The 16,373-nt window shown below is 39.3% G+C and carries 17 protein-coding genes; 14 read left to right on the top strand and 3 right to left on the bottom strand.

Translation table 11 applies throughout. The features are described 5' to 3' along the window. Positions 1–189: 189 nt before the first annotated feature. The 3 genes from FJR11_RS14430 to FJR11_RS14440 all read left to right on the top strand — a co-directional run bounded on the left by FJR11_RS14430 (position 190) and on the right by FJR11_RS14440 (position 2,251). Positions 190–387: a hypothetical protein gene (locus tag FJR11_RS14430; RefSeq protein WP_168504833.1), complete on the top strand. Its 198-nt coding sequence runs from the start codon at positions 190–192 to the stop codon at positions 385–387. Positions 388–612: 225 nt separating this feature from the next. After that, on the top strand, positions 613–1,635 hold the full coding sequence (locus tag FJR11_RS14435) for a zinc-binding dehydrogenase (RefSeq protein ID WP_168504835.1): 1,023 nt from the start codon (positions 613–615) through the stop codon (positions 1,633–1,635). 4 nt (positions 1,636–1,639) lie between these two features. Further along, positions 1,640–2,251, top strand: coding sequence for a hypothetical protein (locus FJR11_RS14440; RefSeq protein ID WP_168504837.1), 612 nt, complete (start codon positions 1,640–1,642; stop codon positions 2,249–2,251). Between the two features lie 104 nt (positions 2,252–2,355). Here the strand turns inward: FJR11_RS14440 and FJR11_RS14445 are convergent, their stop codons facing one another. Then, complete coding sequence (locus FJR11_RS14445) at positions 2,356–2,697, bottom strand: Dethiobiotin synthetase (RefSeq protein ID WP_168504839.1); 342 nt, start codon at positions 2,695–2,697, stop codon at positions 2,356–2,358. A gap of 170 nt (positions 2,698–2,867) precedes the next feature. On the opposite strand from FJR11_RS14445, the gene FJR11_RS14450 reads away from it, so the two are divergent. Then, positions 2,868–3,065, top strand: coding sequence for a hypothetical protein (locus tag FJR11_RS14450; RefSeq protein ID WP_168504841.1), 198 nt, complete (start codon positions 2,868–2,870; stop codon positions 3,063–3,065). A gap of 78 nt (positions 3,066–3,143) precedes the next feature. Here FJR11_RS14450 and FJR11_RS14455 read toward each other — a convergent pair whose 3' ends face one another. Then, positions 3,144–3,644, bottom strand: coding sequence for a thioesterase family protein (locus tag FJR11_RS14455; protein ID WP_168504843.1), 501 nt, complete (start codon positions 3,642–3,644; stop codon positions 3,144–3,146). Between the two features lie 175 nt (positions 3,645–3,819). On the opposite strand from FJR11_RS14455, the gene FJR11_RS14460 reads away from it, so the two are divergent. Beyond that, positions 3,820–5,292: a leucyl aminopeptidase gene (locus FJR11_RS14460; protein ID WP_168504845.1), complete on the top strand. Its 1,473-nt coding sequence runs from the start codon at positions 3,820–3,822 to the stop codon at positions 5,290–5,292. A gap of 81 nt (positions 5,293–5,373) precedes the next feature. On the opposite strand, the gene gntT is transcribed toward FJR11_RS14460, so the two are convergent. Beyond that, entirely contained in the window at positions 5,374–6,729 is a 1,356-nt protein-coding gene (gntT, locus tag FJR11_RS14465) for a guanitoxin biosynthesis MATE family efflux transporter GntT (protein WP_168504847.1), read from the bottom strand. 297 nt (positions 6,730–7,026) lie between these two features. Between gntT and plsX the strand changes: the two genes are divergently transcribed. From plsX to FJR11_RS14510, 9 genes are all read left to right on the top strand, one after another. Then, the gene (gene plsX / locus FJR11_RS14470; RefSeq protein WP_168504849.1) at positions 7,027–8,052 is read left to right on the top strand and encodes a phosphate acyltransferase PlsX; all 1,026 of its coding nucleotides are present in this window, start codon (positions 7,027–7,029) and stop codon (positions 8,050–8,052) included. Positions 8,053–8,275: 223 nt separating this feature from the next. Next, positions 8,276–9,277: a beta-ketoacyl-ACP synthase III gene (locus FJR11_RS14475; protein WP_168504851.1), complete on the top strand. Its 1,002-nt coding sequence runs from the start codon at positions 8,276–8,278 to the stop codon at positions 9,275–9,277. Between the two features lie 123 nt (positions 9,278–9,400). Then, positions 9,401–10,282 carry an ACP S-malonyltransferase gene (fabD, locus tag FJR11_RS14480; RefSeq protein WP_168504853.1) on the top strand — a complete coding sequence of 294 codons (882 nt, stop codon included), beginning with the start codon at positions 9,401–9,403 and terminating at the stop codon, positions 10,280–10,282. A 222-nt stretch (positions 10,283–10,504) separates the two neighbouring features. Continuing rightward, positions 10,505–11,620 (top strand): fatty acid desaturase, encoded by a 1,116-nt coding sequence (locus tag FJR11_RS14485; protein ID WP_168504855.1) that lies wholly within the window; start codon positions 10,505–10,507, stop codon positions 11,618–11,620. A 110-nt stretch (positions 11,621–11,730) separates the two neighbouring features. Then, the gene (locus FJR11_RS14490) at positions 11,731–12,444 is read left to right on the top strand and encodes a PspA/IM30 family protein (protein WP_168504856.1); all 714 of its coding nucleotides are present in this window, start codon (positions 11,731–11,733) and stop codon (positions 12,442–12,444) included. Between the two features lie 10 nt (positions 12,445–12,454). Then, on the top strand, positions 12,455–13,363 hold the full coding sequence (locus tag FJR11_RS14495; protein WP_168504857.1) for a phosphate ABC transporter substrate-binding protein: 909 nt from the start codon (positions 12,455–12,457) through the stop codon (positions 13,361–13,363). Between the two features lie 102 nt (positions 13,364–13,465). Next, entirely contained in the window at positions 13,466–14,104 is a 639-nt protein-coding gene (locus tag FJR11_RS14500) for a lysophospholipid acyltransferase family protein (RefSeq protein WP_168504858.1), read from the top strand. Positions 14,105–14,296: 192 nt separating this feature from the next. Next, entirely contained in the window at positions 14,297–15,397 is a 1,101-nt protein-coding gene (locus FJR11_RS14505) for a HindVP family restriction endonuclease (RefSeq protein ID WP_168504859.1), read from the top strand. Beyond that, a complete protein-coding gene (locus FJR11_RS14510) occupies positions 15,397–16,359 on the top strand; it encodes a DNA cytosine methyltransferase (RefSeq protein WP_168504861.1) in 963 nt (320 codons plus the stop codon). The genes FJR11_RS14505 and FJR11_RS14510 overlap by 1 nt, the downstream gene beginning before the upstream one ends. Positions 16,360–16,373 lie beyond the last annotated feature (14 nt).

Consider the following 16,373-nt stretch of genomic DNA (forward strand, 5'->3'; position numbering starts at 1 on the left):
AGCATTTATTGATAGTTTTTAGACCAGTAATTTCTCTGGAATGGAGGATTGCGAATGGGGAATAAAAGACTACAAAAAATGAATGTTACCAAATCAACCATAAATCTAGCATTTTGAATTCTTTAAGGGTAATACCTTGATTAATTCTCACATTACCTGAAGTTATTTTTTTTTAATGAGGACATTGGTATGAGTATCATAGTTAACACCTGCCCCTGCTGTGGTGGTTCGATTCTGCGTCATGTCCGTCATCATGAGGTTTATTGGTTTTGTCTTTCTTGTAGACAGGAAGTACCAGTTTTAAGTGCAAATGGTGGATCTAATCCACTATCTAAGTTAGAAACCCGTAATCAAGAAGTTTTACCCCAAACGGTTTTGAGTTCTTAAATTTTTTAATGACATCTCATCTTGTCCTGTAGGGAGGGGAAAACCTGGCCTCTACAAACCAAAATTTAGGTATAATCGGCTATTGCTAATTTTAAATACAAAATATATCCTGCTACCATTAAATATGGTATGAAACCGTATTTAATTGATGCGGGTGCTGTGGTGTAAACCGCACTCCTGGGCGCAGAATATGCGCCCCTACTTCTTTTTTATGGGTGAAAAGCTTTGTTAGCAGCACTACTCTACGGACAAGAGGATTTACGCCTAGAACAAGTTCCTGACCCCACTCCTCAAGCTGGTGAGGTGGTGATTCAGGTAGAAGCAGCCACTACTTGTGGTACAGATTTGAAGGTATGGCGACGTGGCGGCCATGCGAAAATGTTGACACCACCGACACTGTTTGGTCATGAAGGTGCGGGGCGGATTGTGGCTGTCGGTGCTGGGGTGACAAATTGGCGCGTGGGCGATCGCGTAGTGGCCAATAATTCTGCGCCCTGCATGAAATGTTTCTTTTGTCAACGCCAAGAATATTCTTTATGTCCCCATTTAACTTGGAATAATGGCACATTTGCGGAATACATAAAAATTCCTGCTCCCATTGTCGAGTATAATTTATTGCCAGTTCCTGACCAATTGCCCTTAGTATTAGCGGCGATGACTGAACCTCTAGCTTGTGTATTGCATGGTATCAGCCGTTCCCAGGTTAAACCCCATGATCGAGTAGTGGTTTTGGGTGATGGGGCAATTGGCTTGATGTTTGTAGCAGTATTAGCGCAATATACTGAGGTAATATTGTGGGGTGGGAATGACCAACGGCTAGAAATTGGTAAAAAGCTAGGTGCAGCCCAGACTTTTAATTATCATCAAGTTACGGATATTGCCAACACAGTCAAGGAATTAACCGCTGGTTGGGGTGCAGATGTAGTCATAGAAGCTACTGGTGTACCGAGTGTGTGGGAAACAGCGATCGCTTGCGGTCGTCCTGGTGCAACTATCAATTTATTTGGTGGTTGTCCAAGAGATACCACAATTACCGTCAATACTGAACAACTGCATTATAGTGAACTTACCCTCAAAGGCGTATTTCATAATACACCAGAATATGTGAAAGCAGCTTTATCACTCATCGCTAGTGGTACAATTCCTTTTGACTTACTCATTAGTGAACACCGACCTTTGCAGGATCTAGAACAGGTATTCATGGATATGAAGGCGCGGAAAGTCATTAAAGTAGCGATGTATAACTAAAAAAATGCTCAAACAATCTTTACTGAATTTATTGATTTTACCTTGTACTTTGATACCTTTTTTGTCAGTAGAAATACTATTGAATTCTTCTGTTAAAGCCTTACCTGGAGAAAGTACAGAAGAGGTAACCACCTGGATTCAAGCACATCCAACCCTAAAACCAAGACAAGGGGAACGATTATTTGTGAGTAAAAGTGATACAGCGGCGCAAAGATTCACTTTCCAAGCCTCCGTATTACCTCCCGGTAAAGTAACATTTACCAAAGACCGCAGCACAATTCGCACTGAGCGGATGACTATGTTTGATGCTGTTAATGGCATCACACTACAGCGTTTAGAAGAATCTTTGCGAGTGATTTATAATACAGATGTATATCAAGATTATAATGACGCTCAAATTGTCTATCAATATCCTAATCAAAGTGGTATTAACACAGCCAGATTAGCAAAAACACCGCTTCGGGAAGCTTTACAGGGAGAATTGCGAGTGGGAGATCGTTATGCTTATTGGGTAGAAATAGCCCAACCCAAACAAGGTAAAGCCATTACTGGTAAACTCACGGTCTTACTTAAAGCCGATTTAGATAAATTAGAAACAGAATTAAGAACTCGCTAATTTATAGGAGGAGTCAGGAGGAAGAAGGAGTAAAACCTTGTTTTAGAAGAACTTTCATTATTAATTGATGTCTTAATCACCTTCACTCCTCCTATATTTCTCAATCATAAAGTTTGCCACGTACCAGAAAAAATACTTTCAGATGCCAAGGAAATACGGACTAAATCTTCATTAAGCAGAGGTGGCCAGTCCACACCTGCTTTTCTTCCCATCACAAAAAACTTTTGCGCTTTTATTCCTAACTGATACAAAGCAAAAGCCAGTTCTCTGTCTAAGCTTGGCGCTGTTTTCAAGGCTTCAAAGACCACCTTTAAAGCTAATAGGATGGAAGTAACTTGACCCGGAACAGGGGGTTTACCTTGTTGTAAACGAGTTAAAAGAGTATCAGGATTATCTGGACTGGTTGTTTGGTCTATGAGTAGTTTCCGTGCTATTTCGTAGTTCATACTTCTAACTTGTTTCCATTTTGTGTAAAAGTTACACTTAATCAATATATTAGAAGCATCTAGCCCAGGAAGGTTGCCATTTTTCCCCAGAATAGTGTATTATCCTGATTTTGCTATTTAATTAGGGAAAAAACTCAGTACCTATTGCCAATTCCCTATACCCTAACTCTATGATTATTACCTTAATAGTAGCTTGGACAGTTTTTATCATTCTCTGGAAACTAATCAAAACCACGATTAAAACCGCTATGATCTGCGCGGCTATCGTCGTTTTATTATACTTTGGTTTCGGTATTACTCCCCAAGATATTTGGCATCAAATTAGCCAATTTGCTCAGGCTTTCTCGGAAACACCAGCAAGAAAGTAGAGGGCAGGGAGCAGGGGGCAGGGAGCAGGGAGCAGGGGGCAGGGGACAAAAAGAATTTTTCCAATTACCAATTACCAATTACCCAATCTTCCCAAATCCTGTAATCTTCGCCAAGGCATCTTGAAAAGCAGGTGGTAACTGACGCATAATCTTGCCCTTTTCCCGATCTAAAGCCACTAACGTCACCTGAGCAGTAATATATAAATCCTGACCATCAGGAGAAACAATAGTATAATCCCAGTTCATTCGCACCCCAGTCACCTCAGCCATCCGTGTTCTTACTAGGACTGACATCCCTAACTGCACCGACCGATGATAACGGATTGACAACTCCACCACAGGCAAATCACAACCTAAAGCCACTAAATCAGCAAATTCAATGCCAATAGAACGCAAACATTCTACCCGTGCTTCCTCCATCCAGGTCAAATAAGTACCATGCCAAACAATACCTGCATAGTCCGTGTGGTGAGGTTGCGCCCTGACTGGATATTCAAACCAATTTTCAAATGCAACATTAGTTACACTCTCAATGGCACTAGTTGGTGGTAGTTGGGGTTGATTTGTATCTTCAGACATATTAATAATTTTTACAAGCAACAGATTTCTAAAAAACAGATAAAACTTTGTAAATTGGACAATTGTAAACCGTTTCTAATTCTACCAGATTGTCAAGACGTTGCACAAAACGCCCATGATTCGCAAAATTTGAGCAATACTGGTACATGACGGAAGATAAACAGAACTTACAAAAATGACGATTCAACCTACAAATACAGCATTATTAGATTGGACTGGTGATACTTTAGCCGTTGGCTTATTTGAAGACGCAGTCGAGTTAACTGGTGATCTTGCCAGCTTAAATGATAAATGTGCGGGAATTGTCCAAGAAATAATTACCGAAGAAGAATTTACAGGTAAGGCAAATAGTACCATCGTCATGCGCTTAGGTGCTAATCATCCCGTGCGGAAGCTAATTTTGGTGGGTTTAGGGAAACCAGAGGCGCTGAAATTAGAAAATTTACGCCGGGTTGCGGCTACTGTAGCCCGAACCGCTAAAAAGCAAAAAACCAAAACCCTGGGAATTAGTTTACCACTGTGGAACAATGACCCAGCCGCCACAGCCCAAGCATTGACTGAAGGCATAGAACTAGCACTTTACCAAGATATTCGCTTTAAATCTGAGCCAGAAGATAAAAATCCCCAGATCGAAACCATTGATTTACTCGGTGTAGCTGGACAAGAAGCCGCTATTGCCCGCGCTAATCAAATTGTTTCCGGTGTAATTTTAGCTAGACAGTTAGTAGCAGCCCCAGCTAATGCGGTTACATCTATTACTATGGCAGAAACTGCCCAAGCGATCGCTCATGAACATGGGTTACAACTAGAAATCTTAGAACAGGAAGAATGCGAAAAACTAGGTATGGGGGCATTTTTAGGAGTTGCCCAAGCTTCCGAATTACCACCTAAATTCATTCATCTTACCTACAAACCAGCCACCACACCGAGACGGAAACTGGCAATTATCGGTAAAGGTGTAACCTTTGATTCCGGTGGTTTGAACATTAAAGGGGCTGGTAGTGGTATCGAAACCATGAAAATGGATATGGGTGGTGCAGCCGCAACTTTAGGCGCTGCTAAAGCTATCGGCCAATTAAAACCAGATGTAGAGGTTCACTTTATCTCCGCAGTCACCGAAAACATGATTAGCGGTCGCGCTATGCACCCAGGAGACATCTTAACCGCATCAAATGGCAAAACAATCGAAGTTAACAATACCGATGCTGAAGGGCGGTTAACCTTGGCTGATGCCTTGGTCTATGCTGATAAATTGGGTGTGGATGCGATCATTGATTTAGCCACCCTGACAGGTGCTTGTGTGGTAGCTTTGGGTGAAGATATCGCCGGGTTATTTACACCAGATGACGCTGTAGCTTCTCAACTGCAAACAGCCGCAGACAATGCCGGTGAGAAAATTTGGCGGATGCCTATGGAAGACAAATATTTTGACGGGCTGAAATCGGGTATTGCCGACATGAAAAATACAGGCCCCCGTTATGGTGGTTCTATCACTGCGGCTTTGTTCCTCAAACAGTTTGTCAAGGATACCCCTTGGGCGCATTTAGATATTGCCGGACCTGTGTGGGCTGACAAGGAAAATGGCTATAACGGTGCAGGGGCAACTGGTTTTGGGGTGAGAACACTGGTTAGCTGGGTTTTGAGTTAATTTAATTTCCTCTAATCCAGACAAGACAATATCCCCGACTTCTTAGAGAAGTCGGGGATCTGAGAAAACAAAAGTCCTATGTCAACTGGAAATTAATGGCTGATTTGCTAAACTTTTATCTTTAAATGTTTGGGGTACAGATACACCTAATAAAATCATGTTACTTGTCATATAAGACAATAAAGTAGCCCACAATAAATGATTACTATGGAAATACCCAGCAGCAATTACTAGGGGCATAAAACCCACGACAAAAGATAATAATACCGCATTCCGTAAAGTTGCACCTTCCTTTAAGCCAATAAAATAACCTTCTAGCATAAAAGTAATGGCAGTAATGACTAAAATAGGCAGTAACCAAATAGTATATTGGTTAATCTCTTGATTCACTTCTGTGTGATTAGTTAATAATCCAAATACCTGATCAGGGAAGAAAATAGATATCCCGGAAAAACCTAATGCGATCACCACACTAGTAGCTAAAGAAACTATTAATAAAGGGATCATCTGTTGAATATTACCTTTGCTTTTAAAATTACCTGTCAGGGTTTGCATTGTTACCCCTACCCCTTGAATTGTAAACTGACTTAAAAGCGCAATTTGGAGTAATAAACCATTTTGGGCTAAAACAGTTGTTCCCATGGTTGCACTTAAATTAGTAAAAATAGAATAGACAGAAATTAATACTAAAAACCGAATTAAAATATTACCTTTTAAAGCAAAAGTTTCTTTCAAAGCTACCCAATCAAATAATTCCTGAATAGCTGCTGGTACAGCTTGCCAAGGAATAGTAAAAAACATCCATATTAAACCCACTATTAAAGCTAAATACTGGCTTAATGCTGTTGCTAAACCTGCCCCTGCACTTGCCCAACCCCATTTAGAAATCATCAAATAATCTAACAATACATTAGAACCATTACCGACAATTGACATTAATAGCATCACCCAATTCATTTCTCTACCTAAAAACCAACCAAATAAAACAAAATTGAGGAGGACAGCCGGTGCGCCCCAAATTCGCGCATAAAAATAATCAACTCCAGCAGATTCAATATCTGAAGAACCACTCAAAATAAAAAAACCAATTTTTTGTAAAGGATATTGCAATAAAACGATAATTAAACCCACTAGTAAAGCAATTAAACCACTCCGCAAACCAGCTAAAATTACTGCCTTATCATCATTTTCACCAACAGCTTGAGCCGTAATAGCATTAGTGCTAGAACGCATAAACTTTAACACTCGATAAAGATAATCAAACAGAATAGTAGCTAAGATTACTCCTGCTAAATGTCGAATATCTGTTAAATGTCCTAAAAAAGCAATATCTACCAAACCAGCCAAAGGAACCATCATATTTGCAAGAACACTGATGCTTGCCAGTCGGTAAAATCTGCCTAAAAAATTGTAGTTACTGGGGACTGTAAAACTCATTTTGTTATTTGGTGTGCTGTAATTTTAGTTTATTATAGTTATTGACAGGCGAAATTTAAGCCTATACTTGTATGTTAAGGGGAAAAAAGGGAGAAAAAGCTTTAACCTGACCCGTTTCCCAGCCCAAGTTAAAATTTATACTTGTTTAATCGAATATTAATATAATTCAATTAATTTAAGCTTCGATGATTCCCTTGGTTGCAGAAAAAATAGATTTTCTTATGCTTTTTTGAGAATTCTGAATTTTTAAGGATGGCAATCTGATAAAATTTGTAAGGTTTCTATAAGCTCTGAGCAATGGGATCGACTGGTGTAAGGATCGCAATTGACGCAATGGGGGGAGATCATGCACCCGCTGAAATCGTCGCCGGCGCACTGCGGGCGCGAGAAGAATTGGGTGTAAAAATATTACTGGTTGGAGATCCCCAACAAATCGAGGCTGTAATGCCGCCAAAGACAACTATGGCGGATTTGGAGATTGTTCCTGCCGAGGAAGTGATCGCTATGGATGAAGAGCCTCTCAACGCAGTTAGACGTAAGCGGAAATCTTCCATCAACATAGCGATGGATTTAGTCAAAAATCAACAGGCAGATGCTGTATTTTCTGCTGGACACTCTGGGGCAGCAATGGCTTCAGCTTTGCTGCGCTTAGGCAGATTACCGGGAATTGACCGCCCAGCAATTGGCACAGTATTCCCCACCATCAAAGCCGGCAAGCCAGTTATGATCCTGGATGTCGGTGCTAATGTAGACTGTCGCCCTAAATTTTTAGAGCAGTTTGCAGTCATGGGTTCAATTTACAGTCAGTATGTTTTGGGAACAGAAAATCCCAAAATAGGTTTATTGAATATTGGCGAAGAAGATACTAAAGGTAACGAAGTAGTTCTTCGCGCCCACCAATTGTTACGGGAAAATACTCAAATTAATTTTACTGGTAATGCTGAAGGGCGTGATGTATTATCCGGTGAATTTGATGTGATTGTTTGCGATGGCTTTGTGGGTAATATCTTATTAAAATTTGCCGAAGCAGTGGGAGGCGTAATTCTGCAAATTCTCCGAGAAGAATTACCCCAAGGACTACATGGTCAAATCGGTACAGCGATTTTAAAACCCAACCTAAAGCGCGTTAAACAGCGCATGGATCACGCTGAACATGGAGGTGCGTTGCTTTTAGGTGTCAGCGGCATTTGTTTTATTGGTCATGGTAGTTCCCAAGCACCATCTATTTTTAGTGCCATTCGTATGGCCAAAGAAGCTGTAGATAATCAGGTGTTAGAAAGACTTCAATCCCAATATCAAATTCTCCAAAATGAAAGTAGTTAACTATTGCTTTTGAAAATGGAGATCCTCCGCTAACAACCATTTGTCATTTGTCATCCAATTTTAGATTTCGGATTTTAGATTTATAATTACGATTTTTTTATAAATCTAAAATTCCCAATCTCAAATCTAAAATTGGGATTGTCATTGGTACTCGTTATTAATGTTCACAAACAAGACAACTGACAATTAACAACTGACAACTGACAATTGAGGAAAAAAAGAAGTGCAAAATTTTTTTAACAGTGGCATCGCAATTACAGGCAGTGGTTCAGCAGTCCCCGCAACGGTTTTACACAATCAGGAATTAACTCAATTGGTGGAAACATCAGATGAGTGGATTAGTTCAAGAACAGGGATTCGTCAAAGACGGTTAGCATTGCCTCCTGACTCCCTGACATCACTAGCCACCGCTGCGAGTCAACAGGCAATCGAAGCAGCAGGCATTACCGCAGCAGACATTGACTTGATTTTGCTGGCCACCTCCACCCCTGATGACTTATTTGGAACTGCTTGCCGGGTTCAAGGCGAATTAGGCGCTATCAAAGCAGTGGCCTTTGACTTAACCGCCGCCTGTTCTGGCTTTGTCTTTGGTTTGGTAACAGCGGCACAATACATCAGAACAGGTGTTTATCAAAATGTACTTTTAATTGGGGCAGATATCCTCTCCCGCTGGGTAGATTGGCAGGATAGACGCAGTTGTGTGTTATTTGGTGATGGGGCTGGGGCAGTGGTATTACAGGCAAATAAGAGCGATCGCCTGTTAGGATTTGCTCTCAAAAGCGACGGTTCTCAAAACCATTATCTCAACCTGGCCTATCAAGCCTCTACCACAGAACTGACACCAGATATTCATGTAGCTACGGGCAAATATCACCCTATTACTATGAATGGTAAAGAAGTCTACCGTTTTGCTGTGCAAAAAGTTCCAGAAGTAATAGACAAAGCCCTGTTTGCAGCTAATCTCAAAGTTGAAAATATAGATTGGCTAGTATTACATCAAGCAAATCAAAGGATTATCAACTCCGTTGCTGAACGCTTAGAAATTCCCGAACATAAAGTTATCAGCAATGTCGCCGACTATGGTAATACCTCCGCCGCATCTATTCCCCTAGCATTAGATGAAGCAGTGCGAGCCGGGAAAATCAAACCCAATGATATTATCGCTACATCTGGTTTTGGTGCTGGACTTTCCTGGGGTGCAGCCATTTTTAAATGGGGAAGATAGACAATTAAAAATTGAGAATTAAAAATTAAAAAACATTTAGAAAATTAATGCTAACAACAACTGACCACTGACCACTGACCACTGACCACTGACCACTGACCACTGACAACTGACAACTAACAAATGACTAAAACTGCATGGGTGTTTCCCGGACAAGGTTCTCAAGCATTGGGAATGGGAATAGACTTGTTAAATCTACCACTGGCCAAAGAAAAATTTATTCAAGCCGAGGCAATTTTGGGCTGGTCTGTCACAGATATCTGTCAAAGTGATATTGAAACCTTATCACGGACACTTTATACCCAGCCTAGTCTGTATGTAATTGAAAGTATTATTGCTGATATATTGCGGTCAAAAGGACAGCAGCCGGATCTGGTTGCAGGTCATAGCTTAGGCGAATACATAGCCCTTTATGTCGCTGGTGTCTTTGACTGGTCTACGGGGTTACACTTAGTTAAACGACGGGCTGAATTGATGGATAGTGCCTCTGGTGGCATGATGGCCGCCTTAATGAACTTTGACCGAGAAGAGTTAGAAAAAGTTATTAATGCCACACCTAATGTAGTTTTAGCAAATGATAACAGTCCTGCCCAAGTTGTCATTTCTGGAACTCCTGAAGCTGTACAAACTGTAATGTCTCAAGTCAAAGCCAAACGGGCTATTCCCTTAAAGGTTTCGGGAGCATTTCATTCACATTTAATGAAAGCAGCAGCAGCGGAATTTCAAGAAGTTCTAGACTCAGTGATTTTTCAGTCCGCAACTGTCCCAGTTTTGTCTAATGTAGATCCAATTCCCACAATGGAAGCGGAAGTTTTAAAACAGCGTCTTTCTCAACAAATGACAGGCCCTGTGCGCTGGCGAGAAATTTCCTTACAATTACCAGAAAATGGCATGGAGAAAGTTGTGGAAATTGGGCCTGGTAACGTTTTAACAGGTTTGATTAAACGCACTGCACCTGGCTTGATTTTGGAAAATATCCGTAATGCTGGGGAGTTACCTGAATAGGTAATTTCATAAATTAATACAAAATTAAATAAGTCATTATGTAGATGAAATTGGCAACATAAATTTTCTATGATGTCTATTTTTATTGTCTGAAAATTTATTTAATGACCTCCATTAATTTGTCAAGATTTCAGTAAGATAACGCCAAAAAGTTAACCTTGCACTTACTTGAAATTGCTCAAAACTTGGCCTAATAAACCTGCAACAAAACTACAAAGATTCATGAATACACTTGAAAAAAAAACTTGGATGACGCAAGCAGAATATGCTAAAAAACTGCGTCCTTTACTACCACCAGAGGCATTTTTACCCGATAGTAATAAACTCTGGATTCTGTTTATTAATCTAGCAATTATGATTCTGGGTTGGGGAATTGCCAATCATCTTGATGACTGGAAATGGTATTTTCTCTGGCTCTATTTGCCCCTAGCATTAGTGATGGCTAATAGTGTGATTGTTCTGCTATTTAGTACCCACGATTTACTCCACAGCCGCACAGTTAAAAATCCTTGGTTAAGACAAGTAATTAGTTTATTGGGATTTACAATGTTATGGATGCCACCAACTTTATGGAAGGCAGTACACAATCGAGAACATCACAATAAAACAAATTCCTTACAAGATCCAGATCGCAATTATTTAGATAGTCAACCTAAAAATTGGGGTAAATGGATTCAGAATGCTTTTGTGCCGTCGGCTGAGGTAAATCCTATTTTATTGTTTATAGGAATGGGTCATGCTTGGGGAGTTCACGCATTTCGTAATCTCACCTCAGTTTTATTATTCAATAATGGCAAAGCTGAATATCCTGTGGTGGCTTTTACAGTTAGCGGTAAAGAACGACGAGCGATAGCACTAGAATTATCCATGATTATCGGCATCCATGCCAGCATCTTAACTTACCTACAATTTGATCCCATCAAACTTCTTCTTAGCTACTTTTTACCCATTTGGATAGGCTATGCAGGGTTGATATTTTATATCTATACCAATCATATGTTATGTCCCATGACAAGTGTAAATGATGTGTTGATCAATAGTCTCTCTATTCGAGTGCCTAAAATATTTGATCTTTTACATTTAAACTTTTCTTACCATACAGAACATCATATTTTTCCCGGCATAAATTCAGATTATGCCCCAATGGTGCAAGCACTATTACAAACACATTATCCTGAGCGGTTCAATTTATTGAATGCTGGCAAAGTCTGGGAATTAATGCTGCAAACACCCAGACATTACAAAGATGATAATATCTTCACAGATTGGTCGGGAAAAAAATCTGTAGAATGTCCAATCTTATGCACAAATCATCTAACTGATGAGAGTAATTCTTAATCATGCAGTTGGCTGATGCAATTTAAAGAAATTGACATACAACTGGTATGTGTGTCAATTTTAAGGTAAAAATATTACCATAGCCATCCTCATGGGAATAACTTTAGGTTATGAAAAAAGCTGTCTACTGGATAATGGGCGAAAGGGCAGGGCGAACCATAGTTGGGACTTGGAACTGGTTATGGGGAATGCCTGTAGAGTCTGGTGGTAAAGTGGCTGTAGCAGTTGCTGAAGAATCTCTTCAGTCCATGCAAGAAGCTGTTCAGAAACTAGCGGGAGCAGTGGCGGCTCAAGAGGGCGCATATAAGACTGCCAAGCGCAAATATGAGGCAAAAATTACAGAATCCAAAACTCTAGAGCAACAAGCCATGATTGCTCAACGTAGTGGCAATGAAGAAGCAGCGCGAATGGCCATGAGTAAGGCGATTCAAACAGAGCAAATTTTGCCCAAATTGGAGGAAATGGTTAAACAGGCAGAAACGGCAGTCAAAGCTTCTAAAGATAAACTCAACCGTGAGCGCATGAAGCTAGAAACCTACAAAGCCGATATGCAGAATATGAAAGATATGTCAGAGGTAAATGAAGCCCTGGCTATGATTGCTAAAGTCAATAATGAATTTGACATTGGTTCGGCTAAAAGTGATTTTGAAAAGGCTAAAGGTGCGGTTGAACGTCGGAATTTGAAGACAGAAGCTTTAGCCGAATTGTCGGAAAATCCAGCGGAAAAACTCCAGGCTGAAATCGAAAATATGACCTTAGACGACGAAGTTGCCCGTCGCTTACAAAGGTTACAGGATTCTCAACCCAAACAATTACCAGAATAAGTAGGAATTTATGAGTCAGAGAAGCGGACCGCCTCCTATTGTTTTTATCCTGCTGTTTTTGGGGCTTTTGGGTGGTGGTTACTGGTGGTTTTTCATGCGTAACCCTACCTCAACGCCGACAACGACAACTACACAGCCAGAAAATAATTCCCCTGGTGGTACAACAACTACTGGAACTTTTCCACTACCAACGACTGTAGCCAGCGGTACTACCGTAAAAATAGACGGTTCTACGAGTATGGTAACAATTAACCAAAATCTCAAAAATGCTTTTGAGAAACAGTTTCCCGGTACAAAGGTGGAAGCTGTGGGGAATGGGACGGATAAGGGAATTCAGGATCTTTTAGCTGGTAAAGTTGATATTGCGGCGGCTTCTAGACCATTGACAGCACAGGAACAAAGTCAGGGATTAAAGGCTGTTACTGTAACACAAGATGCGATCGCTCTGATAGTCGGTAAGGCAAACCCCTTTAATAGAGGATTAACCAGCAGCCAAATTGCAGATATATTTCAGGGAAAAATTAATAATTGGTCAGCAGTGGGTGGTCCATCTGCGACTATCCGCGTCATTAATCGTCCAGCAATTAGTGGCACACATCAAACTTTTAAAGAATTAGTCTTAAAAGGAGCTAATTTTGGGACTACACCCAACATTACGACCTTACCCCAAGATGCGACAACTCCCTTAGTTCAAGCTTTGAAAAAAGATGGTATCGGCTATGCGACTTTTGCTCAGGTTGCTAATCAGCAAACTGTGCGAGTCGTGGCTATTGAAGGCTTGACTCCAGAAGCGGCTAGTTATCCCTATAAGCGCTCGCTGTATTATGTCTATAAAGACCCTGCTAGTGCTGGAGTTCAAGCATTTTTAGGTTATGCTACTTCACCTCAAGGACAGCAGACTTTGACATTAGGAAACTGATGTAGAAGAAATAAGAAATTAGGATGTGGGAGTTAGAAGGTAAAATAAATTCTGACTCCTGTATTCTGACTCCTGACTCCTTCTTTAATTATATTATCTTCTGTGACTAGAACTCGTGAACCCTTAATTAGTTTGGCACTGTATCACGCCTTTAAGTGGTCGGTAATTAGCCCTTTGCTGCACACATACTTTCGCGGCAAGATTTATGGTACGGAAAATGTCCCCCAATCTGGACCTGTCATAGTAGTTAGTAATCATGCTAGTTACTTTGACCCCCCCATAGTTTCTACTTCTGTCCTGCGTCCAGTTGCGTATATGGCCAAGGAAGAATTATTTAAAGTTCCTGTTTTGTCACAAGCAATTAAATTATACGGTGCTTACCCTGTGAGTCGCGGTAGTGCTGACCGCAATGCTATCCGCTCCGCTTTAGAATATTTAGATAATGGTTGGGCTGTGGGTGTGTTTTTAGAAGGTACACGCACCCCAGATGGTCGCATTCATGACCCAAAAAGAGGTGCAGCCCTCTTAGCAGCTAAGGCCAAAGCTCCTTTTTTACCTGTGTGTTTATGGGGAAGTGAGAAGATTTTACAACCTGGTTCTTCTGTACCCCGTTCAGTCCCGTTGACTTTGAGAATTGGGAAGTTAATTGATGCTCCTAGTTCTACTAAGAAAGAGGAATTGGAAAGGGTTACTCAAATGTGTGCGGACGCAATTAATGAAATGCACGATTTGGGTAGGTAAGAATTTATGATAGGGCAGGCATCTTGCCTACCCCACAAGAGTTTGCTAGTTACAGCTATTTTTAGTGAATAGATTTGAATAATTAATGTACTTTTTTGATGATGAGTGATTATAAATCAACAAGTCAGCTAAATGTCAAAAAATTAATTTATACTGAAATTGTTATGTAAGTATATTATCAAAGCCAGCCTAATGCAACCAGACAATTTACAAGTAGGTTTATTTGGATTAACTCATTCTAATAGAGATTTTTCTCAAAGAGAAAGTTGGGGGAAAAATCAATTTAATAATTCTTTTCCTGCATCTTTAGCTTGTTATATGTATCAGAAAGGTTTAAAACTTAATTATTTAACCTTAGACAAGCAGTTAAAAATTCAGCATGAAGAAATAGATATTTCTCAAATATTTGGTATTGCACCTCTTTCTGATAATTTATTTTTCTCCTTTGAAAGTGACTATGTACCTTATAGAAAAATAGTTGTTGGTAAATTGCCACGAGTTGATTTAGTAACCCATGATCTTAATAGAGATAATGCCTGTTTACGAAGTATAGAAATTAAATTAACTGCATTACCTGATAATTCTACTTATCGGTTACCAGATCATCAATACGGCTGTGAAATTGTGACCAGACCAGATACTATTGTCTATCTTGCTTTGAGTATTGCTCATGAATTTGAAAATTCAAGAGATAAATTACTCAATTATCTTCAACCTGTATGTAGTCAAATTGAAGATTGGTCAAGTATCCGTCAAGTATTACCTTTTATCCCTCAAATTGTAGATTGCTTAGATAATTTAATAAGTGAGAATATAGCAATTCAATCTCCATTGGTCATGCAACCGATATGGAAAACTGTAGGTAAGACTTCCAAACTTTATCAAAACTGTTTAGATATTTTTATCTGGAGTAACTTTGGTTTTACCAGGCTTTTCTTTGATATTACTAAAAGATTAGCTAAATCAGAAGAAACCATCCAAAGACCTATGCGTTCTGTTATCTGGTTGGCAAAAATGTTATATGACTTTGCTCTTGTTGGTAAAATAAATCATAAATTAGTTATTGATACATTAACCTATAACACCAAGAATGATAAAGCCTTTGCTTTAAGTGGTTCTAATACTCGTCCTTATATGACTTGTGATAATTTGGTTCAACCCAGAATTACCAAAGAAGAAATTAAAAACATCATTTTAGGGGGAGGACAAAACTTTTTAAGTCCTGAGAGAAGATTTGATGCTATTATTTTCAGCAATCCAGAAATTTTTGATGATAGACTAAAGGGAATTTAATGAATATACAAATGAAATCATCTTCCTTAAAGGTCATAGATATATTTTCTGGTTGTGGTGGGTTATCACTAGGATTTCAGAATAGTGGATTTGAGATTGTCGCTGCTTTTGAAAACTGGAAATCTGCTATAAATGTTTATAAGCAAAACTTTCATCATCCGATTTTTGAATATGATTTGAGTCAGGTAAATAATAATTATTCAATATTTAAACAATTTTTACCTGATGTAATTATTGGTGGTCCACCATGTCAAGATTTTTCTAGTGCTGGTAAGCGGAATGAAGATTTAGGTAGAGGAGATTTAAGTATTACATTTGCTGAAATAGTAGCTAATGTTTCAAGTCAATGGTTTATTTTAGAAAATGTAGAATTGTTTAGAAAATCTCACAAATATCAAGAGTTTAAGCAAATTCTTAAATCTGCTGGTTATGGTTTAACAGAAAAAGTATTAGATGCTAGTTTATGCGGTGTACCACAGAAAAGAAAGAGATTTTTCTGTATAGGAGAACTTGGTGGTCAAGATGATAATATCAAGACTTATCTAGAAGCTAATTTATCTAAAAAACCTACAACTATTAGAGATTATTTAGGAAATAGTTTAGAGATTGAATATTATTATCGTCATCCTAGAAGTTATCAAAGAAGAGCTATTTTTAGTATTGATGAACCCAGTCCGACTATTAGAGGTGTGAATAGGCCAATACCTAAAACTTATCAACAACATCCCGGCGATGTTGCACCATTAACACCAGATTTGCGTCCTCTAACTACTCTTGAAAGAAGTTATCTTCAAACTTTCCCTGATGATTTTATTTTTGCAGGTTCAAAAACAGATTTAGAACAGATGATTGGTAATGCTGTACCTGTTAAATTAGCAGAATATGTTGCTAAATCTCTGCTAATGTATATTCAAGATAAAAATAAATATTACATATCTGATGTTTCGTTGTTAACTGTTTAAATTGTCATATTTCC

The organism is Anabaena sp. UHCC 0187, from assembly GCF_009712035.1.
GTDB lineage: Bacteria > Cyanobacteriota > Cyanobacteriia > Cyanobacteriales > Nostocaceae > Dolichospermum.

Coding starts and splice junctions, on each gene's coding strand:
- FJR11_RS14430 (WP_168504833.1), top strand. CDS start 190: ATGAGTATCATAGTTAACACCTGCCCCTGCTGTGGTGGTTCGATTCTG.
- FJR11_RS14440 (WP_168504837.1), top strand. CDS start 1,640: ATGCTCAAACAATCTTTACTGAATTTATTGATTTTACCTTGTACTTTG.
- FJR11_RS14445 (WP_168504839.1), bottom strand. CDS start 2,697: ATGAACTACGAAATAGCACGGAAACTACTCATAGACCAAACAACCAGT.
- FJR11_RS14450 (WP_168504841.1), top strand. CDS start 2,868: ATGATTATTACCTTAATAGTAGCTTGGACAGTTTTTATCATTCTCTGG.
- FJR11_RS14455 (WP_168504843.1), bottom strand. CDS start 3,644: ATGTCTGAAGATACAAATCAACCCCAACTACCACCAACTAGTGCCATT.
- FJR11_RS14460 (WP_168504845.1), top strand. CDS start 3,820: ATGACGATTCAACCTACAAATACAGCATTATTAGATTGGACTGGTGAT.
- gntT (WP_168504847.1), bottom strand. CDS start 6,729: ATGAGTTTTACAGTCCCCAGTAACTACAATTTTTTAGGCAGATTTTAC.
- plsX (WP_168504849.1), top strand. CDS start 7,027: ATGGGATCGACTGGTGTAAGGATCGCAATTGACGCAATGGGGGGAGAT.
- fabD (WP_168504853.1), top strand. CDS start 9,401: ATGACTAAAACTGCATGGGTGTTTCCCGGACAAGGTTCTCAAGCATTG.
- FJR11_RS14485 (WP_168504855.1), top strand. CDS start 10,505: ATGAATACACTTGAAAAAAAAACTTGGATGACGCAAGCAGAATATGCT.
- FJR11_RS14490 (WP_168504856.1), top strand. CDS start 11,731: ATGAAAAAAGCTGTCTACTGGATAATGGGCGAAAGGGCAGGGCGAACC.
- FJR11_RS14495 (WP_168504857.1), top strand. CDS start 12,455: ATGAGTCAGAGAAGCGGACCGCCTCCTATTGTTTTTATCCTGCTGTTT.
- FJR11_RS14505 (WP_168504859.1), top strand. CDS start 14,297: ATGCAACCAGACAATTTACAAGTAGGTTTATTTGGATTAACTCATTCT.
- FJR11_RS14510 (WP_168504861.1), top strand. CDS start 15,397: ATGAATATACAAATGAAATCATCTTCCTTAAAGGTCATAGATATATTT.